The sequence below is a fragment of the Brevundimonas nasdae genome (assembly GCF_019395145.1).
Classification (GTDB): domain Bacteria; phylum Pseudomonadota; class Alphaproteobacteria; order Caulobacterales; family Caulobacteraceae; genus Brevundimonas; species Brevundimonas nasdae.
Window position 1 is genome coordinate 1,502,580 of the sequence record NZ_CP080034.1, and the last position, 26,687, is coordinate 1,529,266.

A 26,687-nucleotide genomic window follows, 5' to 3' on the forward strand; every position below is an offset into this window, starting at 1 on the left:
TTTCTCTAAAGGATCAGGATTTGGGCAGCCAGCCGAGGTCAGCGCTAATGGCGTTGGCGGCGTCGGTGACGGTCTTGGTCAGGTCCGACATGCGGGCGTCTGACATATATTGTGCGGCGGACGAGACGCTGAGGGCGGCGACGATATGGCCGTCCACCGAACGGATCGGTGCGGCGACGCAGCGGATCTGGTCCTCGTTCTCTTCCAGATCGAAGGCGTAGCCGTTGCGGGCATAGCCGCGCATCCGCTCCAGCCACACCGTGCGCGCCGTCGAATCAAAGGCTGCGCCTTCGGGGGCGTAGAAGTCGATCCACTCGGCCTCGGTCTTGTCCAGGATCAGCGCCTTGCCCAGTCCGGTCGAGGCGATGGGATGACGCTCGCCCAGACGCGAACCGATATTGATGCGGCGGCGGCCCGCAACCTTGTCCAGATAAAGAGCCTGCCGACCATCCAGTACGCCCAGATGCACGGTGTCGTCCGTCTGAGCCGAAAGCTGCTCCAGCCAGGGCCGGGCGATGCGCGGCAGATGCATCTGCTGGCTGGCGGCGTGACCCAGCTCCAGCAGCTTCGGGCCCAGGCTGTAGCCCTCACGCGGGCGGAACGACAGCAGGCGCCGCTCGACCAGGGCCGAGGCCAGGCGGTGCGTCGTGCTGCGCGTCAGCTCCAGCTTTTCCGACAGTTCCGCCAGCGGCAGCGAGCCTTCCATCAGGGCGTCGATGACGTCCAGACCACGCAGCAGGGTCTGGCTGCCGGACGCCTTGGCGCCGACATCTTCTTCCCCATCGACCTGTGCGGTCTTGATTGACGGCGTTCGTCCCATTTCGTAGTCCTCATTCTCAGAATGTAGCAAAACGCGCAAGTCGCTCGGCCACACTGACCCGACTTTGCCGCTTCGCCCGGAGGAAAGCCAGTGAAATCCCGCATGATGGGAACTGATCACCAAATGCCGGTGATCGCCCAATGAGCCGCCTGCCGAAGATCAAGCACGTCCGCGCTTATGTTGTGAAAAACGACGGGACGGGCGGCGGCGCCGATTATCACGATCAGGGCGACGGGCACTGGATCGACGACCATATCGCCACCCCGATGGCGAAATATCCTGAATACCGCCAGAGCCGCCGCAGCTTCGGCATCAATGTGCTGGGCACGCTGGTGGTCGAGATCGAGGCCGAGAACGGCGTCGTCGGTTTTGCGGTGACCACGGGCGGCGAACCCGCCGCCTATATCGTCGAGAAGCATCTGGCCCGCTTCCTGGAAGGCCGCGATCCGTCCGAGGTCGAGAAGATCTGGGACCAGATGTATTTCTCCACCCAGTATTATGGCCGCAAGGGTCTGGTGGTGAACGCCATCTCCGGCGTCGATCTGGCGCTGTGGGACCTGCTCGGGCGCCTGCGTCAGGAACCGGTCTTCGCCATGCTGGGCGGCGCGGTTCGCGACGAACTGACCTTCTACGCCACAGGCGCGCGCCCCGACAAAGCCAAGGAACTGGGCTTCATCGGCGGCAAGATGCCCCTGCACCACGGCCCCGCCGAGGGCGAGGAAGGCCTGCGCAAGAATCTGGCCGAACTGGAGGCCATGCGGAACGCCTGCGGCGACGACTTCTGGCTGATGTTCGACTGCTGGATGGCGTTGGACCTGAACTACGCCACCCGTCTGGCCCATGAGGCCCACAAGCTGGGCCTGAAGTGGATCGAGGAGGCGCTCAGCCCCGACGACTACTGGGGCTATCAGGCGCTGAAGAAACGAGCCCCTCCCGGCATGTTGGTGACGACCGGCGAGCATGAGGCCACCCGCTGGGGCTTCCGCATGCTGCTGGAGATGGAATGCTGCGACATCATCCAGCCGGACGTGGGCTGGTGCGGCGGCGTGACCGAACTGATCAAGATCTCCGCCATGGCCGACGCCAAGGGCGTGCTGATGATCCCGCACGGCTCATCGGTCTATTCCTACCACTTCGTCGTGACCCGCCATAACAGCCCGTTCGCGGAGTTCCTGATGATGGCCCCCGGCGCCGACGAGGTCGTGCCGATGTTCCATCCGCAGCTGATCGGCGAACCCGTCCCCGTGAACGGCCGCCTGAAGGTGCCGGATGCGCCCGGCTTCGGCGTCGAGCTGAACCGCGACATCGCCCTGCACCGCCCCTACGCGCGTTAAGACCGAAAGACCCCAATGAAACTGTTGCGTTACGGCCCCAAGGGCCAGGAAAAGCCAGGCACGCTGGATACCGAGGGCCGCATCCGCGACCTGTCGGGCGTCATCGCCGACATCACCCCGGACCAGTTGCACGGCCCGGCGCTTGACGCCTTGAAGGCCATTGACCCGACGACCCTGCCGGTGGTCGAGGGTCAGCCCCGCTATGGCGTGCCGGTCAACGGCGTGCGCAAATTCCTGGCCATCGGCCTGAACTACGCCGACCACGCGGCGGAATCGAACCTGCCCGTTCCGGCTGAACCGATCCTGTTCACCAAGGCCACATCGTGCCTGACCGGCCCCGACGACGAAGTCATGATCCCGCGCGGCTCGCAGAAGTCGGACTGGGAAGTCGAACTGGGCGTCGTCATCGGCGCCCGCGCCCGCTACGTCTCGGTCGAAAACGCTCTGGACCACGTCGCCGGCTATGTTCTGGTCAATGACGTTTCCGAGCGCGCCTTCCAGAAGGAAATGGGCACCCAGTGGGACAAGGGCAAAGGCTGCGACACCTTCGGCCCTGTCGGCCCGTGGCTGGTGACCTCTGACGAACTGGGCGATCCGCAGGACCTGGACATGTGGCTGGACCTGAACGGCCAGCGCATGCAGACCGGCAACACCCGCACCATGATCTTCGATGTGAAGACCCTGGTCAGCTACGTCAGCGAGTTCATCACCCTTGAGCCGGGCGACATCCTGACCACCGGCACGCCCCCAGGCGTGGGCGAAGGCAAGAAGCCGCAGGTCTTCCTCAAGGCCGGGGACGTCATGACCCTGGGCATTCAGAAGCTGGGCCAGCAGCGTCAGGTCGTCGTCGGCTGGACGCAGGAAGGTGCGGCATGAGCGCCTATCAGGGTCGTTTCGCGGGCCGCACCGCCGTCGTCACTGGCGGCGCATCGGGTCTGGGCAAGGCGTCCGCCGCGCGCATCGTCGCCGAGGGCGGCAAGGTCGTGCTGTGGGACCTGAACCCCGAGGCGCTGAAGGCTGCGGCTGAAGACGTCGGCGCAACCCACGTCGTGGCGCTGGACGTGTCCGACGCCGACGCCGTCGCGGCCGCTGCGGAAGAATCGAACAAGGCCCTGGGTCGGATCGACATCCTCGTCGCCTCGGCCGGCATCACCGGCGCCACCACGCCCGTGCATGAGTTCCCGATCGACAGCTGGAAGCGGGTCGTCGACATCAATCTGAACGGCGTCTTCTACTGCTCGCGCGCCATCGTCCCCTATATGCTGGCCAACAGCTATGGCCGCATCGTCAACGTCGCCTCGGTCGCAGGCAAGGAAGGCAATCCGAACGCCAGCGCCTATTCGGCGTCCAAGGCCGGCGTGATCGGCTTCACCAAGTCGCTGGGCAAGGAACTGGCCGGCAAGGGCGTCATCGCCAACAGCCTGACCCCCGCCACCTTCGAAAGCCCGATCCTGGCTCAACTGCCGCAAAGCCAGGTCGACTACATGCGCTCCAAGATCCCGATGGGTCGTCTGGGCGAAGTCGAGGAAAGCGCCGCCATGGTCTGTTTCATGGCGTCCGAGGAATGCAGCTTCACCACCGCTTCGACGTTCGACACGTCGGGCGGGCGCACCACCTACTAAGGGCTGATCGTGGGCTCCGACCTCCGCATCGTCGACAGCCACGTCCACCTGTGGGACCTGTCGCGGGCCCGCTACGGCTGGCTGCAGGATGATCCCCTGCCGAACAATCCGGCGGGGGACATGTCCCCTATCGCCCACAGGAACTATCTGCTGGACGACTATCTGGCGGACACCGCTGGCTGGCGCGTGGACAAGATCGTCCATGTCGAGGCCGGTCAGCCCATAGGCCAGCAACTGGCCGAGACCGACTGGCTGCAATCCATCGCCGACCAGCGCGGCTATCCCCACGGCATCGTCGCGGGCGCCGACCTGCTGGACCCCGATCTGGATGGCCTGCTGGAGGCCCACGCCGCCCGCCCCAACGTGCGCGGCGTGCGCCAGATCGTCTGCTGGCATGAAGACCCGCTGAAGACCTACACCGACCGCGACCTGCTGCGTGACCCGCAATGGGTCGAGGGGTTCGGCAAGCTGGCCAAGCACGGCCTGTCGTTCGACCTGCAGCTCTATCCGTCGCAGATGGCCACCGCCGCCATCATCGCCGCGCGGCATCCCGACATCCCGATGATCGTCAATCACGCGGGCCTGCCGACGGACCGCAACGACATCGGCATGGAGCGCTGGCGCATCGTGCTGCGCCTGCTGGCCGCCCAGCCGCACGTCTCGATCAAGATTTCCGGCCTCGGCATCACCGACCGCAACTGGACGCAGGAAAGCATCCGTCCTGTCGTTCTGGAGTGCATCGACGCCTTCGGGACCGAGCGCGCCATGTTCGCCTCCGACTTCCCGGTCGAGCGCGTCCACGGAAGTTTCGACGCCTTCTATTCCGCCTTCGACGCCATCACGGCGGGCTTCTCCGCCGACGAGCGCGACCGCCTGTTCGCAGGCAATGCCGAGACGATCTACCGCATCTGATCCTTCAACCGCCCAGACCGCATCAAGACGGCCGGGTCCATCCCAGGAATGACAACATGGCTATCGAGACCGACGCCGCCCACACGCCCGGCGGCCTTGCGAAACCCGGCAGGTCGCTGAAAGGGCCGCTGTCCTTCGCCATCGCCTGCTTCCTGATCTGGGGTCTGGCCTATGGACTGCTGGACGTGCTGAACAAGCATTTCCAGGAGACGCTGAGCATCAGCCAGGCCGACAGCGCCTGGCTGCAGATCGCCTATTTCGGCGCCTATCTGCTGCTGTCGATTCCGGCGGGCATGCTGCTGCACGCGCGGGGGTACAAGTTCGGCATCGTCACCGGCCTGGCCGTCACCGCCGTCGGCGCCCTGTTGTTCATTCCGGCGGCGGGCGCAGGCGCCTTCCTGCCCTTCGTCGGCTCCATGTTCGTGCTGGCCGCAGGTCTGTGCGTGCTGGAGACCAGCGCCGACACCTACGTCAACGTTCTGGGCGATCCCGCCAAGGCGTCACAGAGGCTGAACCTGGCCCAGTCGTTCAATGCGCTGGGCGTCTTCTTCGGCCCCTTGATCGGCGGCGCGGTCTTCTTCAGCCCGACCACGACCGAGGCTCTGGGCGGGCCGACCCGTTCGATCCAGATCGTCTATGGCCTGATCGCCGTCGGCGTCGTGCTGTTCGCCATCGCCGTCTGGCGCGCGCGCCTGCCGGAAACCGGCCTGTCCGACCACGGCGGCGCCGTCGAAGGCGACGCGCCCGCCCTGCCCCTGTCCAAACAGCCCCACTTCGTCGCGGGCGTCATCACCCAGGCCCTCTACATCGGCGCCCAGGTCGGCATCGGCGCCTATTTCATCAATCTGGTGACCCATAACTGGGAAGGCCTGTCCTCGCAGAAGGGCGCCTTCATGCTGTCCCTGGCCGCCATCGGTTATCTGGTCGGTCGTTTCGCGGCCACCGCCCTGCTGCTGAAGGTCAAGCCGCGCGTGCTCCTGACCACCTATGGCGTCATCAACGTCATCCTGACCCTGATCGTGGCGGCGGGCGTCAACATCATCTCGCCGGTCGCCCTGATCGCCGTCTTCTTCTTCATGTCGACCATGTTCGCGACCATCTTCGCCCTGGGGACCACGGGCCTGGGCGCGGCGACCAAGAAGGCGTCTTCGCTGATGGTCATGGCCATCGGCGGCGGGGTGCTGCTGCCCTGGCCGATGGGCAAGATCGCCGACACCTATGGCGCCAACATCGCCTTCCTGCTCCCCGCCGCCTGCTTCGTCGTCGTCGCCTGGTACGGCTGGAAGGGCGCGGGCCTGGGACAGAAGACGACCGCCATCTGAGCAAACCGCTTCAAAGCCGGGCTTCGACAAAAAAGAAGCCCGGCGGGGCCGCCGGGCGAAAACTAAGGTTCGGTGATGGTGTTGTCCCGAAAAGGAACAATCCAGTCTATTTGCCGAATTGGTTACGCAGATATTAACGAACCGGATCCGGCAGCCACGTCGACTGACGCCCGCCCGCCGCCACCGGCCACGACAGACGCCAGCCCGCCTCGATCCGCTCCACCGAAAAGCCCGCCCCGCCGCCCGCGCCCGGATAGGCATAGGCGCGGCCATCGACCATGATCGTCGTCGCGGCCCCGCCGGACGCCATGGCCCGCCAGGTTCCCTTGCCTGCAAGAGGACGCACGGCTTCGCCGCCGATCTTCACATCGGGCGCGGCCTCGCCTCGATGACCGGAAGCAATGATGGCGCTGCCGTCCGCATCCACGGCGTCCAGCGCATTCTGGCTGTCCAGACGCAAGCTCGGCTCTCCCGCCGCGATCAGAACCACCGGCCCTGCCCCGCCCTGAATGACCACCAGCGTCTCTGGGGAAACCGCCGTGTCCTGCCCCAGTTGAACCTCTGGCGTGAACTGCACATCACCCGCCACCGGCGGCAGGCGCAGTTCGAACCGCCCCGCCGCATCAGCGCTGGCGGCGATGGCGCTGCCGTCCTGTCCGCGCAGGACCACGCGCGCGCTGGGCGCCGTTCCGCCACGCACCACCAGCCCGCCAGAATCCCTGACCACCCCGTCGATATGGGGCGGCTGGACCCAGGCCAGGGGCGCCGAACCATTTTCCGCCGCCGCATCCTGTCTGACCGGGCTGGAGCAGGCCGAAGCCATCCCGGCCAGGGCGACCATGATGATGATCCGGCGTTTCATCCTGCGGCTCGACACTATATGGCTAGCGCCCCAATCGGCGCGGAAACTGTTTGCCTCGCCGACGCGTGTTTGGCCATGGTTGACCGCGTATTCGTTCTGTTAGAGGCCCCATGTCCCTGCCCCCGGTTTCGATCCTGCCTTTCGACGGCCCCTCCGTCTGCCTGTTCTGCGGTGCATCCGATGCGGCGGATCCCGCCTATACCCAGGCCGCCCGAGACTTTGGCAAGGCGGCGGCCGAGGACGGCTGGCGTCTGGTCTATGGCGGCGGCGGCGTCGGCCTGATGGGCGCGGCGGCCCGTTCAGCCCATGCGGCCGGCGGCCGTGTCGTCGGCATCATGCCTGCCTTCCTGCGCAGCCGTGAACGTCTGTTCGACGACGTTGAAACCGTGGTCGTCACCTCGATGCACGAACGCAAGCAGCTGATGTACGATCAGTCCGACGCCTTCGTGGTCGCGCCCGGCGGCATCGGCACGCTGGAGGAAGTGGTCGAACTGCTGTCGTGGAAGCGTCTGGACCTGCACCACAAGCCGGTCGTTTTTTTGAATCTGAACGGTTTCTGGAACGGCTTCTTTGAGCTGATGAAGCACAGCGTCGCCGAAGGCATGACGCCCGCATCCTTCCTGCAGGCCTGGACGGTGGCCGATACGGTCGAGGACGCCATGGCCCAGATCAAGGCCAGCGACGATGCGCCTCAGTTGCAACATGATCGTAGGTAAGTGATCAACTTTCACCAACGCAACCTGCGGCACGTGCTCCGCACTTGACAGTTTTCATAGAAAACTGACAGTGGCGAGAACGGCACGACGCCGTTCTCGCATTTTCGGAGAGTATCCATGCGCGCACTGCTTCTCGCCGCAGTTCTTTTTGCGGCTCCGGCTGTCGCTCAGACGCCTGCCGCAACCAGCCTGACCCTTGCCGACGCCTCCAAGGCCCCTGCCCGTCCGACCATCGTCGATGGCGCGCGCTGGTCGTGTGAAGGCGCCGTCTGCACCGCCTCGGGCGGTTCGGAACAGCCCGCACACCGCGCCTGCCGCCGCGTGGTTCAGAAGTTCGGTCCCGTGACCGCCTTCTCCTACAAGGGTGAAGCCCTGTCGGCCGAACAGCTCGCCGTCTGCAACGCCTGATCAGATTATAGGTTTTAGCGAGAGCCTGATCCCTCAGGCTCTCGCAACGGCCTTCAGGCCGCTTCGCCTTTCAGGCGCCGCACGATGGTCTCACGGCCGATCAACGGCGCCATGGCCGCCATGTCAGGCCCATGCGGTTGTCCGGTCAGCGCCAGACGCAGCGGCATGAACAGCCCCTTGCCCTTGGCGCCCGTCTCCGCCTTGACGGCGTTGGTCCAGGCCGACCAGGCGTTCTCGTCGATCACATCCGGAAGCAGACGCAGCGCCGCTTCCGCGAAGGCGGCGTCCTCGATCACCGGCGTGATCGGCCCCTTTACGATCTTCGCCATATCAACGACATCGGCGAACTTGTTCAGGTTACCCCTGACCGTGTTCCAGAAGCCTTCGCCCAGGTCTGCATCCGCTGCGGCCAGACGCGGCTGGGCCGTTTCATAGCTCATGACATGCAAAGCCTGCGCATTCAGACGGTCCAGGTCGGCGGTGTCGTAGCGCGCTGGCGAGCGGCCCATCTTGGAAAAGGCGAAACTGGCGCCCAGGGCCTGAACCGACTCAGCGACTTCGAGTGCGTCAGAGGTGCCGATCTTGCCCAGGTGGCTGGTGATGGCGATGGGCTCATAGCCCTGGTCGCGCATGTCGCTGATCGACAGCGACCCCAGACGCTTGGACAGGGCGGCGCCATCTGCGCCGACCAGCAGGGGCATATGAGCGAACCCCGGAACAGTCGCGCCCAGAGCTTCGAAGATTTCGATCTGCGCGCCGGTGTTGGTGACGTGGTCTTCGCCCCGGATGATGTGGGTGATCGCCATGTCGATGTCATCGACGACCGACGGCAGGGTGTAGAGGAACAGGCCGTCCTCGCGGATCAGCACCGGGTCCGACATGGACGCCGTGTCCACCTCGGCATGACCGCGCGCCAGGTCTTCCCAGGAGACGCGCTTGCCTTCCAGTTTGAAGCGCCAGTGCGGGCGACGGCCTTCCGCCTCATAGGCGGCCTTCTGTTCGTCGGTCAGGTCCAGAGCGGCGCGGTCATAGATCGGCGGCAGGCCGCGCGACAGCTGCACCTTGCGGCGGCGATCCAGTTCGTCTGCCGTCTCATAGGCGGGATACAGACGACCCGAGGCCTTCAGGCGCGCCGCAGCTTCTTCATAACGGTCGAACCGCTTGGACTGGTTGTCGCGCTCGTCCCAGGTCAGGCCCAACCAGGTCAGATCGTCTTCGATCCCCTGCTCGAACTCGGGCGTCGAACGGGCCAGGTCCGTGTCGTCGATACGCAGCACGAACGAACCGCCCTGCCCTTTGGCGAACAGCCAGTTCACCAGAGCCGTGCGGACATTGCCGACGTGCAGCTTGCCGGTGGGCGACGGAGCGAAACGAACCTTGACGGACATGGGGGATCAACGACCTCAACAGCGAGGCGGCTAGGTCGCGCTCCAACCCGGCGAAGTCAAGGCGTAGAGGCGTCTTTCGCCTCAGTCGTCGCGGTGAACCCGCTCGCGCCGCTCGTGACGTTCCTGCGCCTCGACAGACAGGGTCGCCGTAGGCCGCGCTTCCAGACGCCCCAGGCTGATGGGCTCGCCAGTATCCTCGCAATAGCCGTAGGAGCCGTCCTCGATCCGACGCAGCGCATCCTCGATCTTGGAGATCAGCTTGCGCTGACGATCCCGCGTCCGAAGCTCCAGCGCGCGGTCGGATTCCGAAGATGCGCGATCGACGAGATCCGGGTGGTTCTCCGTCTCGGCCTTCAGGTTCACGACCGTGCCCTTGGACTCGCGAAGGATGTCATCCTTCCAGTCCAGCAGCTTCTTTTTGAAATAGGCTAACTGCCGTTCATTCATGAACGGTTCGTCGTCAGACGGCCGGTATTGTTCGGCCGAATCTGCAGATAGGACAGACGCTAATGCGTTCATCGCACTCACGCTCAAATAGCACGCCCCCCTGTGGCGTAAGGGCCGTATAATCAGGAGTACGAGTCGCAGCAACGCGCATCGCGATTCCGTGATCGCTATTGTCTGGCCAAACGCCAATCCGTGACAATTCTCACGCAGTCAGCTTACGGCTAAGCTTTGAAATCCTGCGACTTTCCCTCATCAGGCGAAGTATCAGCCGCGACTGTTGCGCGGCTCCGCCTTGGCCAGTTCGACCTGGGCGCGCAGATCGATCTGATCCAGCAAAGCCGTCAGTTCGGCGTCGCTGTCGTCGGGCCGTTCTTCGCGCAGGACGCGAGCCAGGCGTTCAAGGGCCGGTCCGCCCGACTCTCCGGACAACAACGCCATCTTCAACTCATCCAGACGGTCCAGCAGCCCGCCGCCGCGTCTGACCGCGCGCCGACGCCGCTCGAGCGGGCCTTCAACCTCCTGAAGCGCCATCAAGGCTGAAACGCCAGCCATGCTTGAGGTCGCCGCCACAGAGGCCGCCGCAGCAGGCGTCGCCGCCCCCGACGTCGGCCCCAGGGAAAAGCCGCTTGCCCCGCCGCGCGCGGCGCGCGAACCCGTGGCGGCGTTGGGACCGCCCGTGCCGACAACCTTCATTCTCGGATGCTCCGGATCATACGATCATGCTTGAGCCCCCGGGGTGACTGTTTGGTTAACGGCCCGGCAAAAACTGCCGCTGAAACACCACTGAGCAGCCCTCGTCACGTTGATTCAAATGAACTTTTTTAACGGCACGATCCTCGCATCAACAGGCGCGTTACGCTGCATGGACGCCTGACCGATGCAAAATCTGCTTGCCCGCCTTATCGCCCCCCTCGCCGCAACTCTTGCGCTGGGCGGATTGGCGAGCCCGGTTCTGGCCCAGTCGCGCATCAAGGACATCGCGTCAGTCGAGGGCGTCCGCACCAACCAGCTCGTCGGCTACGGCCTGGTCGTCGGCCTGAACGGCACGGGCGACAGCCTGCGCAACTGCCCCTTCACCCGCCAGTCGCTGGAAGGCATGACCGAGCGTCTGGGCGTCAACATCCGCGGCGCCACAGCCAACTCCAAGAATATGGCGGCCATCATGGTGACCGCCGACCTGCCCGCCTTCGCCACCCCCGGTTCGCGCATCGACGTGTCCGTGTCGTCCATGTGCGACGCCAAGAGCCTGCTGGGCGGCACCCTCTTGGTCACCGGACTGCAGGGCGCAGACGGTCAGGTCTATGCCGTGGCCCAGGGCTCGATCCAGACCGGGTCCGTCTCGGCGTCCGGCGCCTCGGGCTCGTCCGTGACGCGCGGCGTTCCCACCGCCGGGCGCATCGCTTCCGGCGCCACGGTCGAACGCGAGACGGGCTTTGAACTGTCGAACATGAATGAGGTTCGCCTGAACCTGCGCAACCCCGACTTCACCACCGCCCAGCGGGTGGCGGGCGTCATCAACGCCTCCTTCCCCGGCTCGGCCCTGGCGGAAAGCGGCACGGTCGTAGCCCTGCGTTCGCCCGGCCAGCTGGGGATGGCGGGCTTCATCAGCCGTATCGAGAACCTGCCGATCACCGTCGACACCCCCGCCAAGGTCATCATCGACGAAGTGAACGGCGTCATCGTCATGGGCGACGCCGTACGCATCTCCCGCGTCGCCATCGCCCAGGGCAACCTGACCATCTCTGTCGATGAACAGCCGCTCGTCAGCCAGCCCGCGCCGTTCAGCCGTGGTCAGACCGCCGTGGTCCCCAGCACCCAGGTTCGGATCGAAGAGGATCTGGGCACGGAGATGCGGCTCATCGACGGCGGCGGCAACCTGTCCACCCTGGTCCACGGCCTGAACACCCTTGGCGTCAGTCCGCGCGACATGATCAGCATCCTGCAGGCCATCAAGGCCGCAGGCGCCCTGCAAGCCGACATTCAGGTGATGTGAGCATGAGCGAACTGTCCGTCTCCGCCGACCTGCTGCGCCCGGCGCCCAGCCTCGGCGCCGCTGCCTCCGACCGGATCAAGAAGACCGCACAGGACTTCGAAGCCTCCTTCCTGTCCCAGATGATCAAGCCCATGTTCCAGGGCCTCAAGACCGACGGCCTGTTCGGCGGCGGTCAGGCCGAAGAAATGTGGCGCAGCTTCCTGGTCGATGAAATGGCCAAGAAGACCGTCGCCGCCGGTGGCATCGGCCTGGCCGACACGGTCATGAGCGAAATGCTGAAAATGCAGGAGCAGGGACAATGAGCGAACCCGAACTGGCCCGCGCCCGCGTCCGCCAACTGCTGGACCTGACCCAACGCCTGACCGAACGCCTCATGGTCGAGACGCGCGCCTTTGAGGACAGCCGACCACAGGACATCGTCGCCGGTTTGACCGAGACGCAGGACATGGCCAATGTCTATCGCCGCGATTCCGGTCATGTGAAGGCCAATCCTTCCTTGCTGAAAGACGCTCCGCTGGAAGACCGCAAGGCGTTGCTGGAGGCGACCGAGACCTTCAACACCGTGCTGGCCAACCATGCTCAGGCCGTCGAGGCCGCCCGCACCATTTCCGAGGGTCTGGTCCGCGCCATCGCCCATGAAGTCACCGCCGCGCGCACGCCTGCCTCTGCCTATTCCGCCGACGGACGCGCTGCTCAGGGCGACGGGCGCGCTGTCGCCCTGAACCGCATGGCCTGACGATCAATCAGAAGACGCAGCACGCCCGCCTTGTTGCCGTTTCCTTAAGCGGACGCATGCAAGGGTTGCAGCATGTCGCTGACTACACGTCTTCTTGGTCTCGCCTTTGCGTCCGCCGATGCTCTTGTTGAGCTGACCCCACGGGGCGATGTGGTCTTTGCGATAGGCGCAGCCGCCCAACTCGGCCATGACGCAGGCGTGGCGTGGAAAAACAGGCCTTTCGCCGACGTGCTGCATGATGGTTCGTCGGCCATGGCGGCGATCCGCCACACCAGACCCGGCGCACGCTCGGCGCAGATGGACATTCTGATCGCCGCAGGGCCCGGTCAGGTTCGTCGCGCCTTTCTGCGGGCTTTTGTCCTGCCCGAACTGGCCCCGGCAATCTCCTGCGCCATCGCCTATGATGGTCCCGCCTTCTCGATAGCGGATCTGCAGCCGGCTGCGCTGTTGGATGTGCAGACCTTCCTGGCTGACGCAGGGCGCATCGTCGCCGAAACGCCCGGACTGTCGCTGGCCTTCCTCGATGTTCAGGGCGTCGCGGGCCTGTCTGGCGATGCAGCGGACCGCGTGCACCAGCGTATTCAGGCGACACTCCAGTCGGCGGCGGCTCAGGGTTCGTCCGCCGCCAAGATCACCGCCGAACGGTTCGCGTTGCTGCGCCCAGCGGACGACCAACGCGACCTGGCCGCCGAGATCATCGAGGCCGGAAAGACGGAAGGCGTGACCCTGAACGCCGAGGCCTATGCCGCGCCCGTGCCCGAACAATCCGACAATCTCTGCGTCCTGCGGGCCATGCGTTTCGCCATCGAGGACTGCCTGAAGGACGGCGGCCTGGCCAATCCGCAGATCGCCTTCTCGGAGTCGCTGAAACGCACCCTGCGTGACGCGGAGTTGTTCCGTAACCTGGTCAAGGCGCGCGCTTTTCAGATCCATTACCAGCCGATTGTCGATCTCTCGACGCGGGACGTGCACCATTTTGAGGCCCTGGCCCGTTTCAGCCCGAACAACAGCCCCGCCGACGCCATCCGCATGGCCGAGGAGCTGGATCTGATCGAATCCTTTGATCTGGCCGTGGCGGAAAAGGTGCTGAAGCGGATGCGGCGGCCCGGTGCGGGCCTGCTCAAGATGGCCATCAATGTTTCGGGCGCATCGCTCAGTTCCGACGCCTATGTCGAACAGTTGCTGCACATGACATCGGGCGCGCCAGAAGAGCGATCGCGCCTGATCGTAGAGGTCACCGAAACAGCAGCCCTCGCCGACATCGAAGCCGCGAACCGCCGCATCGCCGCCCTGCGCGCCGCGAACATCAAGGTCTGCATCGACGACTTCGGCGCAGGCTCCGCCGCCTATGACTATCTGCGCAATCTGTCGGTTGATGCGGTCAAGATCGACGGCTCTCTGGTGCGCGACATCGACACTGACAACCGCGCCCGCACCATGTTGCGCAGCGTGACCCAGCTTTGCCAGTCGCTGAACCTCGAAACCATCGCCGAAATGATCGAGACAGAAGCAGTCGCCGCCCGGTTGAAGGCCCTGGGCGTCACCTACGGCCAGGGCTGGCTGTTCGGCCGCGCCGAAGCCGAACCCCGCACCAGCCTGACCACCGTGTCAGCCGCCCGCCGTCGCGGCGCCGTCGAGGCCTGGGGCTGACCTACAGCGCCACCACGCGTTCTATTCCTATGGCGTCGATGAAGTCCGGGTCGTGGCTGACCACGATCAACGCCCCGTCATAGGCCGCCAGAGCCGCCTCAACCGCCGCCACCGAATCCAGGTCGAGGTGATTGGTCGGTTCGTCCAAAATCAGCAGTTGCGCGGGGGTCCGCCCTGTCATCACGCAGGCCAGCGCCGCGCGCAGCCGTTCTCCGCCTGACAGTTCGCCGACCTTGCGATGCGCCGCCGTGTTGCGGAACAGGAACCGCGCCAGCGCCGCATGAGCGTCATTGGCCGTACCCTCAGGGTTCAGCCGCCGCCACGCCTCGATCAAGGTCTCATCCGGTTTCAGGGTCGCCGCCTCCTGATCCAGCAGCACAGCCGTCACTGGCCGCTCAACCGACCCAACGGTCGGCGACAGATCACCCGCGATCAGATGCAGCAGCGTTGACTTGCCTGCCCCGTTCGGGCCGGTCACCGCGACCCGTTCCGGCCCCACGATCTTGAGACTGATCGGCCCGATGATCCGTCGGCCCTGGGGCGTCGACCACTCAAGATCACGCGCGTCCAACACTGTGCGCCCTGCGGACAGACCAGTCGGCGGCATGGGGATCGACAGCGCCCGCACACGCTCGATGCGCGCCTGCGCCGCTTCCAGCGTCGTCTGAGCCTGTTCAGCCTGACGCGAGGCCAACAGCCGGTCGCGACCGCCGGTGTTCTCGGCCCGCTCGGCCCGCGCGCCCAACAGGATTTTCGGCATGTCCCCCTTGCCCGCCTTGCGCCGTCCGGCGGCGTCGCGTCGCGCCTTGGCCTCGGCGCGGCGTTGGGCGTCGCTGGCGGATCGCGCCGCTCCCTTTTCCGCGTCGGCCAGTTCCCGTTCCGCCGCCTGCCGCGCCTCGGCCTTGCGTTCGGCATAGAGGTCGTAACCGCCGCCGAAGACCTCGACGCCCAGGCTTGAGATTTCGATGATCCGGTCCATGCGGCGCAGCAGTTCGCGGTCATGGCTGACCACCACCACCCCGCTCTGCCACCGCTCCAGCACCTGCGCGACCAGACGACGGGCGTCGGCGTCCAGATGGTTGGTCGGCTCATCTAGCAGCAACAGATCAGGTTGGCTCAGCAACAGCCCCGCCAGTCTCAAGCGCGTCTGTTCGCCGCCGCTGAGCCCGTCCGCCTGCCGTTCCAGCGACAAACCCGCCAGCCCGACCTGATCCAGCACATCGCCAATGCGCGCCTCCAGCGTCCAGTCCGCGACGACCAGATCGTCTTCGCCGCCTTCGCCCGCCAGGATGCGGTCGATAACCGCCAGATCATCCGCCACGCCGAGCAGAGCGGCAGTCGTCTCTCCCGGCGCCGGATCATGCCTCTGGGTCAGGACGCCGATGCTCCCGACACGCGCAACTGCGCCTTCAGCGGGCGCCAGGTCGCCGGACAGCAGGCGCAATAAAGTGCTCTTGCCCGCGCCATTGCGACCGACGACGCCGGTGCGCTCAGGCCCGAACGTCAGGCTCAGATTGTCGAAAAGTATGGAGCCGTCGGGCGTCCTAGCGGCGACCTTGTCGAGTGTCGCGAACGCGGATGGGGACGGGCTTTGGCTTTGGCTTATTGGCATGGAGAATCGCGAGCAGCAGGGCGGAAAGGGCGAAACCGGTTCCCAGGATGCTGATCATGATTGTCGTGCCTCTTACTCAAAAAGCCGTCAGAACAGAGAGGATGGGTGCGAATGCTGCGATGCGCAACCCCGGCTGCGAACACGCCCGCGTGAAGACTGGTTAACAGCGTGGTCCCTCGACCCCGCAGGCGCCGCGCGATAAACGGCGGCCATGCAAGTTCCCTTTCGCATCGAAGACGCCGCGGGCGCCGCCGCCCGTCGCGAAGCCGCCGTGCAGCAACTGCGTGACGAAACCGGCATTGACGAGGCGATGATCGACGCCCTGGTCGAGGGTTTCTACGCCCGCGTCCGAGAAGACGGCCTGATCGGACCGATCTTCGCCGCCCGCATCGCCGACTGGGCGCCGCATCTGGCCCAGATGAAGCTGTTCTGGTCGTCCGTCGCCCTGTCCACCGGCGTCTATCAGGGGCGGCCCATGCCCAAACACCTGCCCCTGCCCATCGACGCCCGCCATTTCGACCGCTGGCTGGAGATCTTCGTCGTCACCGCCAACGAACTGTGCCCGCCTGTCGCCGCCAAACACTTCATCGAACGCGCCCGCCGCATCGCCGAAAGCCTGGAGCTTGGCGTCGCCAACGCCAACAAGGTCCTGCTGGCCAAGGGCGAACGCTATGTCCGGCCCTTCGAAGGCTGGACGCCGGAATAGTCAGTGATCCTCGCGCGTGTGGAAGATGCGGCTTACGATGACAGTCGACCGCTCGATCCGATATCGAATGACATAGCCCGCCTGTCCGAACGGAACGATGAAATCGCGTCCGCCACGACGGTTCGTCGGCGTGCGTTCGGGAAAGTGTCCCAGCGACTGCAGCGCCTGGTCGAGCACGTCCGCCGCGCGCAAAGCCGTATTCGGCGCCACATCCGCCAAAAAGTTCGAAACACGGATCAGATCGTTCCGCGCCGACGGCAGCAGCAGGACGCGGAACCTCACGCCTTTTCGGCCAACCGCTTGGCGAGGTGGGCATGAAAATCGCGCAAGGCGTCCTCAAGCGGCACGGTCTCGCCGGTGCGCTCGTATTCGACCCAGCGTTCCTCGTCTTCCTGAACCCAGTGCGCCGGATACTCTTGCAGGCCGATGGAGCCGCCGGCTTCGATGGCCTCTTCCAACACCTGCACCGCATAAGCCGCCGGATCGACCCCCGCAGCTTCAGCCACGAGCTTCAGCCGTTGCGCCTGTTCCTCGTTGAGGTGAATGTCAAAACCATCGGCCATGGGCCGAACATAACCTCACATGTTCAGCGCCGCAATGTTCCCACATTGTTCTTGCTGAATCACGCAAATTGATCCCCATATAGCGTTGTCGCGTCGGCCCCGTCCGACCCTCCCCCGCGTTCTCGGACTCCATGACTGAAAAGCACAACTTCATCCGCGTTCGCGGCGCCCGTGAGCATAATCTCAAGGGCGTGGACCTGGATATTCCGCGCGAGCAGCTGGTGGTGATGACCGGGCTTTCGGGCTCGGGCAAATCCTCACTGGCGTTCGACACCATCTACGCCGAGGGGCAGCGTCGCTATGTCGAGAGCCTGTCGGCCTATGCGCGTCAGTTCCTGGAGCTGATGGGCAAGCCCGACGTGGACCTGATCGAGGGCTTGTCCCCGGCCATCTCCATCGAACAGAAGACGACGTCCAAGAACCCGCGATCGACCGTCGGCACGGTGACCGAGATTCACGACTACATGCGTCTGCTGTGGGCGCGTGTGGGTGTCCCCTATTCGCCCGCGACGGGCCTGCCGATCGAAAGCCAGACCATCAGCCAGATGGTCGACAAGCTGACCGCCCTGCCTGACGGAGAGCGCATCCTGCTGCTGGCTCCCGTCGTCCGGGGCCGCAAGGGGGAGTACAAGAAAGAGATCGCCGAGTGGCAGCGGCAGGGCTTCCAGCGCCTGAAGATCGACGGCCAGTTCTACCCCATCGACGAAGCCCCGACGCTGGACAAGAAGTTCAAGCACGACATCGATATCGTCGTGGATCGGATCGTCACCAAGCCCGATCAGGAAGGCCGCTACGCCGACAGTCTGCAGACGGCGCTGAGCCTGGCCGACGGCGTCGCCAACGCCGAATGGGCCTCGACGAACGAGGGGGAAACCGCGCCCCGGACCATCCTGTTTTCTGAACGGTTCGCCTGTCCGGTGTCCGGCTTCACGATCTCCGAGATCGAGCCCCGCCTGTTCTCGTTCAACAATCCGTTCGGCGCCTGTCCGGTGTGCGACGGCCTGGGCGTCAAACTGGCCTTTGACGCCGATCTGGTGATCCCGGATCGTGACAAGACCCTGCACAAGGGTGCCGTCTCACCGTGGGCGCGCGGCCCCTCGCCCCTCTATACCCAGACGCTGCAGTCTCTGAGCCAGCACTACGGCTTCTCGATGGATGTGGCGTGGCGCGACCTTCCGGCCCAGGCGCATAAGGCGATCCTGTACGGAACCGGCGCCGAGAAAATCAAATTCACCTACGACGACAACGCTCGCAAATACGAGGTGTCCAAGCCGTTCGAAGGCGTCCTGCCGAACCTTGAACGCCGCTGGCGCGAGACGGACAGCGCCTGGGTGCGTGAAGAACTGGGTCGCTATCAGTCCGAAACCCCGTGCGACGCCTGCCACGGCAAACGCCTGAAGCCCGAGGCCCTGGCGGTCAAGGTCGGCGGCGAGGACATCGCGGACATCTCCATGCTGTCGATCTCCAAGGCCTATCTGTGGTTCTCGACCATCGAAGAAAGTCTGACGGAGAAACAGGCCGAAATCGCCCGCCGCATCCTGAAGGAGATCTGCGACCGGCTGCGGTTCCTGAACAATGTCGGCCTGGACTACCTGAACATGTCCCGCTCCTCCGGCACCCTGTCGGGCGGCGAGAGCCAGCGCATTCGTCTGGCGTCACAGATCGGCTCGGGCCTGACCGGCGTGCTCTACGTGCTGGACGAACCGTCCATAGGCCTGCACCAGCGCGACAACACCCGCCTGCTGGAAAGCCTGAAGGGCCTGCGCGACCTGGGCAACTCCGTCCTGGTGGTCGAACACGACGAAGAAGCCATCCTGACCGCCGACTATGTGATCGACATGGGGCCGGCCGCTGGCGTTCACGGCGGACAGGTCTGCGCCGAGGGCACGCCCGAACAGGTCATGGCCAATCCCAACTCCCTGACCGGCAAATATCTGACCGGCGAACGGGAAATCGAAATCCCGGCTGACGGGCGCCGCCCCATCGACCGCAAGCGGATGCTGAAGATCAGCGGCGCGACCGGCAACAATCTGAAGAATGTCACCGGCGAAATCCCGGTCGGCGTCTTCACCTGCATCACCGGCGTGTCGGGCGGGGGCAAGTCCACCTTCACCATCGAGACCCTGTACAAGGCCGCCGCGCGCCGGCTGAACAATGCGTCCGAGGCCCCCGCCCCCTTCGACCGGATCGAGGGGCTGGAGCAGTTCGACAAGGTCATCGACATCGACCAGTCGCCCATCGGCCGTACGCCGCGTTCCAACCCCGCCACCTACACCGGCGCCTTTGGCCCCATTCGCGACTGGTATGCGGGTCTGCCGGAGTCCAAGGCGCGCGGCTATGGGCCGGGCCGGTTCAGCTTCAACGTCAAGGGCGGCCGCTGCGAGGCCTGTCAGGGCGACGGCGTCATCAAGATCGAGATGCACTTCCTGCCTGACGTCTATGTCACCTGCGACGTCTGCAAGGGCAAACGCTACAACCGCGAGACGCTCGAGATCGTGTTCAAGGGCAAGTCCATCTCGGACGTGCTGGACATGACAGTCGAAGAGGCCGCGACCTTCTTCAAGGCCGTGCCGCCGATCCGCGACAAGATGCTGACGCTGGAGCGCGTGGGCCTGGGCTACGTCAAGGTCGGCCAGCCCGCCACAACCCTGTCAGGCGGCGAGGCCCAGCGGGTCAAACTGTCCAAGGAACTGTCGAAACGCGCCACGGGCCGCACCCTGTACATCCTCGACGAGCCGACCACCGGCCTGCATTTCGAGGATACCCGCAAGCTGCTGGAGGTGCTGCAGGAACTGGTCGAGGCGGGCAACACCATTGTGGTGATCGAGCACAATCTCGATGTCATCAAGGTCGCTGACTACCTGCTGGACTTCGGCCCCGAAGGCGGCGACGGCGGCGGCGAGATCGTGGCGGTCGGCACGCCCGAACAGGTGGCGGACAACAAGGCCAGTTGGACCGGCAAATACCTCAAAGAGGTGCTGGATCGGCACGAGGCGCGCCGCGAGGCCCGCGTCGCGGCTCTGGGTGTTTCGGACGCCAAACCCGCCCGCAAGAAGGCGAAGGCGTCGGCTTAGGCCCAATCGACTTTCAGTACACCGCGCTCTTAATTCGTCATTCCGGGGCTGATCGGAGCGAAGAACCCGGAACCCAGAGAGATAATCTCGTCCCTGAGGGCGTTCGTCGCTGGATGTCCATTTCCTGGCTTCCGGGTTCGTCCTTCGGACGCCCCGGAATGACGGTTCGAGTCTTAACCTAAACCGGCGCCTTCTCTTCAGCGACCACCACGGGCGCCTCACCCACAACGCCGTAATCTTTGCTGCGCCAGCGCAACGCCAAGACGACACAGGCGAGCAGCAGCACAGCCGTCGTGACCACGCTGCCTTCCGGCCCAAAGGCGGCGCCGGTCAGCCACCAGGGCGCGCCTGTGCGGTCGGCAAGATCGATGATCAGCGGCGGCGTCTGGATCACCTGCCCCGACACCTCTAGCCCAAAGCCCAGGCCCAGCAGCCAGTTCCAGGCCGCGTGCCAGCCGCACACGCCCCACAGCGATCCCTCGCGCGCGGCGTAGAAGCCGATCATCACCCCGAACAACACCACATTGGCCACGCCGACCACCAGTTCCGGGGACGGCTTGATATTGCCTGCATGCAGCAACCCGAACAGGGCCGAACTCAACCCGATGCCCCAACCCAGACCGTGGCGTGACGCGATGACCTGCATCAGCCAGCCGCGCGTGACGATCTCTTCCGTCGAGCCCTGAATGATGAAGCCGATCAGCAGCACGACAATGGGAAACAGCGCGCCCAGCACGTTTGGCGTGGTGAAGGCCCCGCCCGCTTCTATGCGATAGCCGCCCAGTGCCGCGATGAGGCCGACAACGGTCAGCAGGAAGGCCAGGCCGATGCCGTATCCGCGCAGGAAACGCTTCAGCCCCTGATCATTGAAGCCGATGGCGCGGATGCTGCGCCGCTCAAACAGGATCACCCAGCCGATGGTGATCAGGGCGATGACCGCGAACCCGGCCAAGGTATAGGCCATGGCGCCCCAACCCTGGCTCTGGCCCTGCATGTCCACCCAGCCCAGCAGGATCGCCGGGATCATGGACAAGGTCTGCCCCAGGATGATGAACACCACCGCCAGGATCAGCGCCACAGCCGTCCACGTTCGGCGATGACGCGGCTCACGCGGTGCGTAGAGTTCAATACCCGCCATGGCCTGTTCTTCCCCGAGAAGACTGTTTCTTGGACTCAGCGGCCGCGAATGCCCAGCCACGCCGCCGAGAAGGGTGCATAGACCACAGCGATCTGCAATGCCGACAAGAAGGCGTTGACCACGGACCAGAGCAGGATGGGCAGCCAGGCCTGGGCCAGAATCTCCACCGATGACTGACCGCTGAACCGGGCCAGGCCTTCGATGCCGCCGCCCGCCAGATTGACAGCCGCACTGATGATGCCGCCCAGAATGCTGACGACCATGCTCATTACGAAGGCCAGGATCGCCATGCCCAGCAGGGGCCAGAAGCGTCCCTTGGTCGCCTTGAAGGATTCCATGACGGCGATCTTGCCCGTGTCCACCGTGATCGGCACAGCAAGGCTGAGGCGCACGGCCAGCCAGATCACGCCGCCGATTGCAGCCAGTCCGGCCAGCAGCCCCGCCAGGGCCAGGATCGGCTGTCCCGACGCGGCCAGGGCGGTGACCAGGGTCAGAGCGACGCCGCTGGCCAAACCAAGGCCAAGGCTGACGATCAGGGTGACGATCAGCACGCGAACCTCATCCATGCCCAGACGCAGATAGCCCCAGCGGGTCTGGTCAGGCCGCAGCACGGAGCGCGCTACAGCGGCGCTGAGAACGGCGCTCAGGATCAAACCCACCGGAATGATCCACGCGATCCCGCCGAACATGGCCGCATAGGCCTCGCCTATGGCTTCCAGTTGCGCCTGAGGCGACCCGGAGCCGCTCTGCAGGCTCTCGGCCGACGCCATGAAGGTCGCCCAGTGTCCGGCCCCAAGGCCGAACATCGCCAGGAACATCGCCAGATAGGCCACACCCCAGAACAGCGCGGCGGCGGGGTGGCGACGAACGACGCGAAAGCCTTCGAAGGCCGCTTCAGTAGCGGAAAAACTCATGTCGCACTCCAGCTCAGATTCGAAATGATCTTAGACCAATGCGGGGACGGCGTCCTCTGGCGCGCCATCCAGCAATTGTCGGGCCGCGGACACAAAGGGCGCCGACAACAGCGTCATCACCGAACCATAGAGGAAGGCGCCCGGCCCCACGGTCAGCAAGGCGACACTCCACATCACGGGCGCCGAAGGGAACAAGTCGCCGAATGTCACCGCGTCTCCGATTGCGGCCATATGGGCGAAGGCTCCGGTGGCGAACAGGATGATGATCACCACAAAGGCGATGATAAAATAGACCACAAGATAGACCAGCCAGGTGCAGACCAGCAGACCCAGCAGCGGCAGGGCTCGCTTCTTGCCCAGGTTCCAGCCTTCCACGAAGGCCAAACGCCCCAGGATCATTGTTGCAGGAGCAATCAGCGACAGTCGCGCCGTCGCCACGGCGACGAAGGCGACCAGCGCCAGAAACAGCACGATGCCGAGGACAAGCGCCACCGCCTGACTAACATGCCACACGATGGCGGTGACCAGCGCACCGATCACCACCATGATCAGCACGGCGAGATAGGCTCCAATGAACAGGGCGATCCCCACCACACCGACACGCAACTCATCCATGCCGACGCGTAGGAAGAACCATTTGTCAGGTCGCCCAATTCGCAGCGTCGCCCGCATGGTCGCCGCCCAGACCGCCACGGTCAGCACAAGCTGAGCGATATTCATCAGCATGGAAATGCCCTGCATCGCCATGATCTGACCCAGGAATTCAGGCGGAGGCTCCGCACCGTCACCCAGCGGAATATTCGCCAATGTCCCGAAGATCATCAGCGCCGCCAACACGGTGAACACAGCGACCACAAACCCCCAGACGAAAACGGCCGCCGGATGACGGCGGATCACGCGCAACGGCGTGGCCATGGCCTCGCTGATGGAAAAGCTCTCAGTCACGTGCGCCTCCTTGCGGCGTGTGGGATTCGACCTGGCGATAGACCGCCCCCAGGTAGGCAAGCGCCAGCGGGCCCTGAACCACATTCAATATGACAGCCCAGACCACCCACCCGACGGCGCCCGTCAGCAGGCCCATCGACCACAGGCCGATCAGCAGAAACTTCGGGACGGCGACGAGGATCAATCCCGCGAACAGGGGCCAGAAGACATCGCGCGTAAGGGCCATGCTGTTCAGCGACACCATATGTCCGCGCCCCACGGTCGCCGCTGCGAACAGCGACAGCCGCACGATCAGGGCCGCCACGGCGAACAGGACTCCAACCGTCAGCACGGCCAGCAAGACCAACTTCCATGCCGGTCCGACCGCCGCCCATTCACGCGCCTGAATGGCGCTGGCGTCCAGTCCCGCCATGCCGAACACCGCCAGCAGCACCAGGGCCACCACGGACACGATCATGGCCATGAAGACGGCGCACAGGGCCGCCGCCCCCGCCAGCCTCAACTCCGGCATCCTGAACTGCAGACCGACCGGACCCAGTCCCAGGCGTCTGGCGTCCGCCTGATCCGCTGAAATTGAAACCCGCGTCAAAGCGCCCGTCAGCATCAACGTCGCCGCCACGGCGGCCAGAGTCCATGCCCAGACCAAGCCATCGGCGACGAACGGCCGCACGCCCCAGACGACAGCCCCAACGACCACCGCGCCCCACGCAGTCCTCCAGCCCCGGATCATCCCCGGAACCGTCGCTGACAAAGCATCGCCCAGTCGCAACTGTCTGTTTTTGCGCGTCATGCCGCCCCCTCTGAACGCGCGATATAGCAGGGGATCGTGACGCGCGGCCAGACGACGGCTATTAGGCCGCCATGACTGCTTCCACCACCTCTCCTTCACCCGTCCACGTCATCGGTGGCGGCCTCGCCGGATCCGAAGCCGCCTGGCAGATCGCCCAGGCCGGCGTGCCCGTCATTCTGCACGAAATGCGCGGCGTTCCGGGCATCAAGACCGACGCCCACCAGACGGACGGGCTGGCCGAACTGGTCTGCTCCAACTCGTTCCGGTCGGATGACTGGCAGTTCAATGCGGTCGGCCTGCTGCACGCGGAAATGCGCGCGTTGGATTCGGTGATCATGGCCTGCGGCGACATCAATCAGGTGCCCGCAGGCGGCGCCCTGGCCGTTGACCGCGACGCCTTCTCCCAGGCTGTCACCGCCAAGCTGGAAGCCCACCCGCTGGTGACCATCGTGCGCGAGGAGATCGCGGGCCTGCCGCCCGAAGAATGGGACAATGTCATCGTCGCCACCGGCCCGCTGACCTCCCCGGCGCTGGCCGAGGCCGTGCTGAAGGCGACCGATCAGGAAAGCCTGTCCTTCTTCGACGCAATCGCGCCGATCATCCACGCCGACAGCATCGACTTCGACATCGCCTGGCGCCAGTCGCGCTATGACAAGGAAGGTCCGGGAGGCGACGCCGCCGCCTACGTCAACTGCCCCATGAACAAGGAGCAGTACGAGGCCTTCATCGACGCCCTGCTGAACGGGCCCAAGGCCGAGTTCAAGGAGTGGGAGAACGTCCCCTATTTCGACGGCTGCCTGCCCATCGAGGTCATGGCCGAGCGCGGTCGCGAAACCCTGCGCCACGGCCCGATGAAGCCCGTCGGCCTGACCAATCCGCGCGATCCGTTGGTCAAGTCCTACGCCATCGTCCAACTGCGTCAGGACAATGCGCTGGGCACCCTGTTCAACATGGTCGGCTTCCAGACCAAGCTGAAGCACGGCGTGCAGGCCGAGACCTTCCGCATGATCCCCGGGCTGCAGAACGCCCAGTTCGCTCGTCTGGGCGGCCTGCACCGTAACACCTATCTGAACAGCCCGGAACTTCTGGACAAGCAACTGCGGTTGAAGGCCATCCCCCGCCTGCGCTTCGCCGGTCAGGTCACCGGCGTCGAGGGTTATGTCGAAAGCGCCGCCATGGGCCTGTTGACCGGGCGTCTGGCGGCGGCTCAGGCCCTGGGTCGCGACCTGTCGGCCCCGCCGCCCGAAACGGCGATGGGCGCCCTGGTCGAACATATCACCGGCGGCCATCTGGCCGGCTCGAAGTTCCAGCCGATGAACATCAACTACGGCCTGCTGCCCCCGCTGGAAGCGCCCAAGGTCGATGAAGAGGGCAAGAAGATCCCCCTCAAGGAACGCGGCCGCGCCAAGAAACGCCTGATGAGCATCCGCGCACTCGACAGCCTGAAGGCCTGGCGCGACGCGGGCTGAACCCCATCGGCCGGGTCGTCTCAATGCAGTTTGGGAAGACCCGGCCGGAAGCCTAGGGTGACCACGGCCAGGATCAGAATCCCGACGCCCATGGCGACCCACGCCTGGGTCAGATCGGCGACATGATCTCGCAGCAGACCGGCGGCCAGGGGTGACAGGCTGGCGATGATGTAACCGCCGCCCTGAACGAAGGCGAGCAGATCGCCTGAACGCGCCGGATCATCAATCTGGTCCATCGACAGGATCAGCGTCAGGGGGAAGATGGCGCCGATCCCCAGGCCCATGACCAGCACGACCGGAACCGCCAGGCTGACGGGCGCGACGACCAGCCCCGCCAGACCGACCAGCGCCAGAACCAGGGCGGTCAGGATCGGTCCGCGACGATCCGGGAAACGCCCGATCAAAACCGACACCAGCAGCCCCGCCGCCACCTCTGCACCCGTCATGGCGCTGAGTAGATAGCCCGCCGTCGCGCGCGGCTGCCCGAGGTCGACGTAGAAGGGCGGCAACCAGGCCAGAACCAACGTATAGGCTGACGTCCCCAGCCCCAGAACCAGGATCAGGCTCCACGCCCGTCCCTGTCTCCAGAAGGGGATTTCCGGGTGCGTCGCTTCGACGACCGCCAGTCGGTTGGGTTCTTCCGCCGCCGGATCACGCGCCGCGCACAGCCACACGACCGCCGCAACAAAGGCCGGCACGCTCCACAAGGCCAAGGCTCCCGCCCAGCCGATAGCCTCGGCCAGACCCGCCGCAGTCGCCGCCGCTATGGCCGCGCCGCCCATGATGCCCGTGGTGTAAAGCGCCATCACTGTGCCGAAACGCGCCGGAAAGGCCCGTTTGATGACGACAGGCGCCAGGGCCTGAATCAGAGCGACGCCGACGCCGACGACCACCGCGCTGGCGATCAGGCTGGCCGTTTCCTGGAACACAACCCGCACCAGACAGGCGACGCCGATCAGCAATGCGCCCAGCAGTATGCCCCGCCGCTCGCCCAAACGCCTTCGCAGCGGGCGGATGGACAAGGCCCCCACGCCGATCATCAACACCGGCAGAGTCGTCAACAGGCTGGCGGCGGTGGAATCCATCCCCGTCGCCGTTTCGATCAGATCCAGCAGAGGCCCAACCGCCGCCATGGCGGGGCGCAGATTCAGCGCCAGAGCCACGATAGCCGCCAACAGCAGCATGGGCGCGCCGCGCGTCAATTCGCCGTTGGACCGTACTGTCATGGCAGAGGACTCCACTCAAAAACTGGGCTAGTATCTCGCC

At 65.2% G+C, this 26,687-nt stretch carries 27 protein-coding genes; 14 read left to right on the forward strand and 13 right to left on the reverse strand.

What is annotated here, in order from left to right; translation table 11 throughout:
* Positions 1-13: 13 nt before the first annotated feature.
* Positions 14-820: an IclR family transcriptional regulator gene (locus tag KWG56_RS07385; protein ID WP_219354285.1), complete on the reverse strand. Its 807-nt coding sequence runs from the start codon at positions 818-820 to the stop codon at positions 14-16.
* 140 nt (positions 821-960) lie between these two features.
* Between KWG56_RS07385 and rhmD the strand changes: the two genes are divergently transcribed.
* From rhmD to KWG56_RS07410, 5 genes are read left to right on the forward strand one after another with little or no spacing between them, the layout of a single operon-like run.
* On the forward strand, positions 961-2,154 hold the full coding sequence (gene rhmD / locus KWG56_RS07390; protein ID WP_219354286.1) for an L-rhamnonate dehydratase: 1,194 nt from the start codon (positions 961-963) through the stop codon (positions 2,152-2,154).
* A 15-nt stretch (positions 2,155-2,169) separates the two neighbouring features.
* The gene (locus tag KWG56_RS07395) at positions 2,170-3,030 is read left to right on the forward strand and encodes a 2,4-didehydro-3-deoxy-L-rhamnonate hydrolase (RefSeq protein ID WP_219354287.1); all 861 of its coding nucleotides are present in this window, start codon (positions 2,170-2,172) and stop codon (positions 3,028-3,030) included.
* Entirely contained in the window at positions 3,027-3,776 is a 750-nt protein-coding gene (locus KWG56_RS07400) for an SDR family NAD(P)-dependent oxidoreductase (RefSeq protein WP_219354288.1), read from the forward strand. The genes KWG56_RS07395 and KWG56_RS07400 overlap by 4 nt, the downstream gene beginning before the upstream one ends.
* A 9-nt stretch (positions 3,777-3,785) precedes the next feature.
* The gene (locus KWG56_RS07405) at positions 3,786-4,688 is read left to right on the forward strand and encodes an amidohydrolase family protein (protein ID WP_219354289.1); all 903 of its coding nucleotides are present in this window, start codon (positions 3,786-3,788) and stop codon (positions 4,686-4,688) included.
* Positions 4,689-4,744: 56 nt separating this feature from the next.
* Positions 4,745-6,010 carry a sugar MFS transporter gene (locus tag KWG56_RS07410; RefSeq protein WP_219354290.1) on the forward strand — a complete coding sequence of 422 codons (1,266 nt, stop codon included), beginning with the start codon at positions 4,745-4,747 and terminating at the stop codon, positions 6,008-6,010.
* Positions 6,011-6,143: 133 nt separating this feature from the next.
* Here KWG56_RS07410 and KWG56_RS07415 read toward each other — a convergent pair whose 3' ends face one another.
* Positions 6,144-6,872: a hypothetical protein gene (locus tag KWG56_RS07415; RefSeq protein ID WP_219354291.1), complete on the reverse strand. Its 729-nt coding sequence runs from the start codon at positions 6,870-6,872 to the stop codon at positions 6,144-6,146.
* A 110-nt stretch (positions 6,873-6,982) separates the two neighbouring features.
* On the opposite strand from KWG56_RS07415, the gene KWG56_RS07420 reads away from it, so the two are divergent.
* On the forward strand, positions 6,983-7,588 hold the full coding sequence (locus tag KWG56_RS07420; protein WP_219354292.1) for an LOG family protein: 606 nt from the start codon (positions 6,983-6,985) through the stop codon (positions 7,586-7,588).
* A gap of 117 nt (positions 7,589-7,705) precedes the next feature.
* A complete protein-coding gene (locus KWG56_RS07425; RefSeq protein WP_201100326.1) occupies positions 7,706-7,996 on the forward strand; it encodes a DUF8200 family protein in 291 nt (96 codons plus the stop codon).
* A gap of 53 nt (positions 7,997-8,049) precedes the next feature.
* Here KWG56_RS07425 and gltX read toward each other — a convergent pair whose 3' ends face one another.
* From gltX to KWG56_RS07440, 3 genes are all read right to left on the reverse strand, one after another.
* Positions 8,050-9,384, reverse strand: a complete 1,335-nt coding sequence (gltX, locus tag KWG56_RS07430) for a glutamate--tRNA ligase (protein WP_219354293.1) — start codon at positions 9,382-9,384, stop codon at positions 8,050-8,052.
* An 81-nt stretch (positions 9,385-9,465) separates the two neighbouring features.
* Positions 9,466-9,903 (reverse strand): RNA polymerase-binding protein DksA, encoded by a 438-nt coding sequence (gene dksA, locus KWG56_RS07435; protein WP_201100324.1) that lies wholly within the window; start codon positions 9,901-9,903, stop codon positions 9,466-9,468.
* Positions 9,904-10,095: 192 nt separating this feature from the next.
* Entirely contained in the window at positions 10,096-10,524 is a 429-nt protein-coding gene (locus KWG56_RS07440) for a flagellar assembly protein FliX (RefSeq protein WP_219354294.1), read from the reverse strand.
* Positions 10,525-10,708: 184 nt separating this feature from the next.
* Here KWG56_RS07440 and KWG56_RS07445 point away from each other — a divergent pair, with 184 nt between their 5' ends.
* The 4 genes from KWG56_RS07445 (at position 10,709) to KWG56_RS07460 (ending at position 14,210) form a co-directional block, all read left to right on the forward strand.
* Complete coding sequence (locus KWG56_RS07445; RefSeq protein ID WP_219354295.1) at positions 10,709-11,824, forward strand: flagellar basal body P-ring protein FlgI; 1,116 nt, start codon at positions 10,709-10,711, stop codon at positions 11,822-11,824.
* Positions 11,825-11,826: 2 nt separating this feature from the next.
* Positions 11,827-12,126 (forward strand): rod-binding protein, encoded by a 300-nt coding sequence (locus KWG56_RS07450; protein ID WP_219354296.1) that lies wholly within the window; start codon positions 11,827-11,829, stop codon positions 12,124-12,126.
* Positions 12,123-12,560, forward strand: coding sequence for a flagellar basal-body protein FlbY (locus KWG56_RS07455; RefSeq protein WP_219354297.1), 438 nt, complete (start codon positions 12,123-12,125; stop codon positions 12,558-12,560). Before KWG56_RS07450 ends, KWG56_RS07455 begins: the two co-directional genes overlap by 4 nt.
* Positions 12,561-12,632: 72 nt before the next feature.
* A complete protein-coding gene (locus KWG56_RS07460) occupies positions 12,633-14,210 on the forward strand; it encodes an EAL domain-containing protein (RefSeq protein ID WP_219354298.1) in 1,578 nt (525 codons plus the stop codon).
* 1 nt (position 14,211) lies between these two features.
* Here KWG56_RS07460 and KWG56_RS07465 read toward each other — a convergent pair whose 3' ends face one another.
* Positions 14,212-15,822, reverse strand: a complete 1,611-nt coding sequence (locus KWG56_RS07465) for an ABC-F family ATP-binding cassette domain-containing protein (protein WP_219354299.1) — start codon at positions 15,820-15,822, stop codon at positions 14,212-14,214.
* Between the two features lie 211 nt (positions 15,823-16,033).
* Between KWG56_RS07465 and KWG56_RS07470 the strand changes: the two genes are divergently transcribed.
* Entirely contained in the window at positions 16,034-16,528 is a 495-nt protein-coding gene (locus tag KWG56_RS07470) for a group III truncated hemoglobin (RefSeq protein ID WP_219354300.1), read from the forward strand.
* Here the strand turns inward: KWG56_RS07470 and KWG56_RS07475 are convergent, their stop codons facing one another.
* Positions 16,529-16,810 (reverse strand): type II toxin-antitoxin system RelE/ParE family toxin, encoded by a 282-nt coding sequence (locus KWG56_RS07475; RefSeq protein ID WP_244999689.1) that lies wholly within the window; start codon positions 16,808-16,810, stop codon positions 16,529-16,531.
* Positions 16,807-17,091, reverse strand: coding sequence for a hypothetical protein (locus KWG56_RS07480; protein ID WP_219354301.1), 285 nt, complete (start codon positions 17,089-17,091; stop codon positions 16,807-16,809). Before KWG56_RS07480 ends, KWG56_RS07475 begins: the two co-directional genes overlap by 4 nt.
* A 131-nt stretch (positions 17,092-17,222) precedes the next feature.
* Here KWG56_RS07480 and uvrA point away from each other — a divergent pair, with 131 nt between their 5' ends.
* Positions 17,223-20,165, forward strand: a complete 2,943-nt coding sequence (gene uvrA, locus KWG56_RS07485) for an excinuclease ABC subunit UvrA (RefSeq protein WP_219354302.1) — start codon at positions 17,223-17,225, stop codon at positions 20,163-20,165.
* A 178-nt stretch (positions 20,166-20,343) separates the two neighbouring features.
* Here the strand turns inward: uvrA and KWG56_RS07490 are convergent, their stop codons facing one another.
* The 4 genes from KWG56_RS07490 to KWG56_RS07505 are packed head-to-tail and all read right to left on the reverse strand — an operon-like array spanning position 20,344 to position 23,952.
* Complete coding sequence (locus KWG56_RS07490) at positions 20,344-21,303, reverse strand: CPBP family intramembrane glutamic endopeptidase (protein WP_219354303.1); 960 nt, start codon at positions 21,301-21,303, stop codon at positions 20,344-20,346.
* A 35-nt stretch (positions 21,304-21,338) separates the two neighbouring features.
* Positions 21,339-22,217 carry a hypothetical protein gene (locus KWG56_RS07495; RefSeq protein WP_219354304.1) on the reverse strand — a complete coding sequence of 293 codons (879 nt, stop codon included), beginning with the start codon at positions 22,215-22,217 and terminating at the stop codon, positions 21,339-21,341.
* 30 nt (positions 22,218-22,247) lie between these two features.
* Positions 22,248-23,120, reverse strand: a complete 873-nt coding sequence (locus KWG56_RS07500) for a hypothetical protein (protein WP_219373683.1) — start codon at positions 23,118-23,120, stop codon at positions 22,248-22,250.
* A 34-nt stretch (positions 23,121-23,154) separates the two neighbouring features.
* Positions 23,155-23,952 carry a hypothetical protein gene (locus tag KWG56_RS07505; protein ID WP_219354306.1) on the reverse strand — a complete coding sequence of 266 codons (798 nt, stop codon included), beginning with the start codon at positions 23,950-23,952 and terminating at the stop codon, positions 23,155-23,157.
* A gap of 71 nt (positions 23,953-24,023) precedes the next feature.
* Between KWG56_RS07505 and trmFO the strand changes: the two genes are divergently transcribed.
* Positions 24,024-25,421, forward strand: coding sequence for a methylenetetrahydrofolate--tRNA-(uracil(54)-C(5))-methyltransferase (FADH(2)-oxidizing) TrmFO (gene trmFO, locus KWG56_RS07510; RefSeq protein WP_219354307.1), 1,398 nt, complete (start codon positions 24,024-24,026; stop codon positions 25,419-25,421).
* Positions 25,422-25,441: 20 nt separating this feature from the next.
* Here trmFO and KWG56_RS07515 read toward each other — a convergent pair whose 3' ends face one another.
* Complete coding sequence (locus KWG56_RS07515; protein WP_219354308.1) at positions 25,442-26,647, reverse strand: MFS transporter; 1,206 nt, start codon at positions 26,645-26,647, stop codon at positions 25,442-25,444.
* Between the last annotated feature and the right edge of the window lie 40 nt (positions 26,648-26,687).

Bases quoted from the DNA above. Each gene is read 5' to 3' on its own strand.
- KWG56_RS07385 (WP_219354285.1), bottom strand. From the start codon at position 820: ATGGGACGAACGCCGTCAATCAAGACCGCACAGGTCGATGGGGAAGAA.
- rhmD (WP_219354286.1), top strand. From the start codon at position 961: ATGAGCCGCCTGCCGAAGATCAAGCACGTCCGCGCTTATGTTGTGAAA.
- KWG56_RS07395 (WP_219354287.1), top strand. From the start codon at position 2,170: ATGAAACTGTTGCGTTACGGCCCCAAGGGCCAGGAAAAGCCAGGCACG.
- KWG56_RS07400 (WP_219354288.1), top strand. From the start codon at position 3,027: ATGAGCGCCTATCAGGGTCGTTTCGCGGGCCGCACCGCCGTCGTCACT.
- KWG56_RS07410 (WP_219354290.1), top strand. From the start codon at position 4,745: ATGGCTATCGAGACCGACGCCGCCCACACGCCCGGCGGCCTTGCGAAA.
- KWG56_RS07415 (WP_219354291.1), bottom strand. From the start codon at position 6,872: ATGAAACGCCGGATCATCATCATGGTCGCCCTGGCCGGGATGGCTTCG.
- KWG56_RS07420 (WP_219354292.1), top strand. From the start codon at position 6,983: ATGTCCCTGCCCCCGGTTTCGATCCTGCCTTTCGACGGCCCCTCCGTC.
- KWG56_RS07425 (WP_201100326.1), top strand. From the start codon at position 7,706: ATGCGCGCACTGCTTCTCGCCGCAGTTCTTTTTGCGGCTCCGGCTGTC.
- gltX (WP_219354293.1), bottom strand. From the start codon at position 9,384: ATGTCCGTCAAGGTTCGTTTCGCTCCGTCGCCCACCGGCAAGCTGCAC.
- dksA (WP_201100324.1), bottom strand. From the start codon at position 9,903: ATGAACGCATTAGCGTCTGTCCTATCTGCAGATTCGGCCGAACAATAC.
- KWG56_RS07440 (WP_219354294.1), bottom strand. From the start codon at position 10,524: ATGAAGGTTGTCGGCACGGGCGGTCCCAACGCCGCCACGGGTTCGCGC.
- KWG56_RS07445 (WP_219354295.1), top strand. From the start codon at position 10,709: ATGCAAAATCTGCTTGCCCGCCTTATCGCCCCCCTCGCCGCAACTCTT.
- KWG56_RS07450 (WP_219354296.1), top strand. From the start codon at position 11,827: ATGAGCGAACTGTCCGTCTCCGCCGACCTGCTGCGCCCGGCGCCCAGC.
- KWG56_RS07455 (WP_219354297.1), top strand. From the start codon at position 12,123: ATGAGCGAACCCGAACTGGCCCGCGCCCGCGTCCGCCAACTGCTGGAC.
- KWG56_RS07460 (WP_219354298.1), top strand. From the start codon at position 12,633: ATGTCGCTGACTACACGTCTTCTTGGTCTCGCCTTTGCGTCCGCCGAT.
- KWG56_RS07465 (WP_219354299.1), bottom strand. From the start codon at position 15,822: ATGCCAATAAGCCAAAGCCAAAGCCCGTCCCCATCCGCGTTCGCGACA.
- KWG56_RS07470 (WP_219354300.1), top strand. From the start codon at position 16,034: ATGCAAGTTCCCTTTCGCATCGAAGACGCCGCGGGCGCCGCCGCCCGT.
- KWG56_RS07480 (WP_219354301.1), bottom strand. From the start codon at position 17,091: ATGGCCGATGGTTTTGACATTCACCTCAACGAGGAACAGGCGCAACGG.
- uvrA (WP_219354302.1), top strand. From the start codon at position 17,223: ATGACTGAAAAGCACAACTTCATCCGCGTTCGCGGCGCCCGTGAGCAT.
- KWG56_RS07490 (WP_219354303.1), bottom strand. From the start codon at position 21,303: ATGGCGGGTATTGAACTCTACGCACCGCGTGAGCCGCGTCATCGCCGA.
- KWG56_RS07495 (WP_219354304.1), bottom strand. From the start codon at position 22,217: ATGAGTTTTTCCGCTACTGAAGCGGCCTTCGAAGGCTTTCGCGTCGTT.
- KWG56_RS07505 (WP_219354306.1), bottom strand. From the start codon at position 23,952: ATGACGCGCAAAAACAGACAGTTGCGACTGGGCGATGCTTTGTCAGCG.
- trmFO (WP_219354307.1), top strand. From the start codon at position 24,024: ATGACTGCTTCCACCACCTCTCCTTCACCCGTCCACGTCATCGGTGGC.
- KWG56_RS07515 (WP_219354308.1), bottom strand. From the start codon at position 26,647: ATGACAGTACGGTCCAACGGCGAATTGACGCGCGGCGCGCCCATGCTG.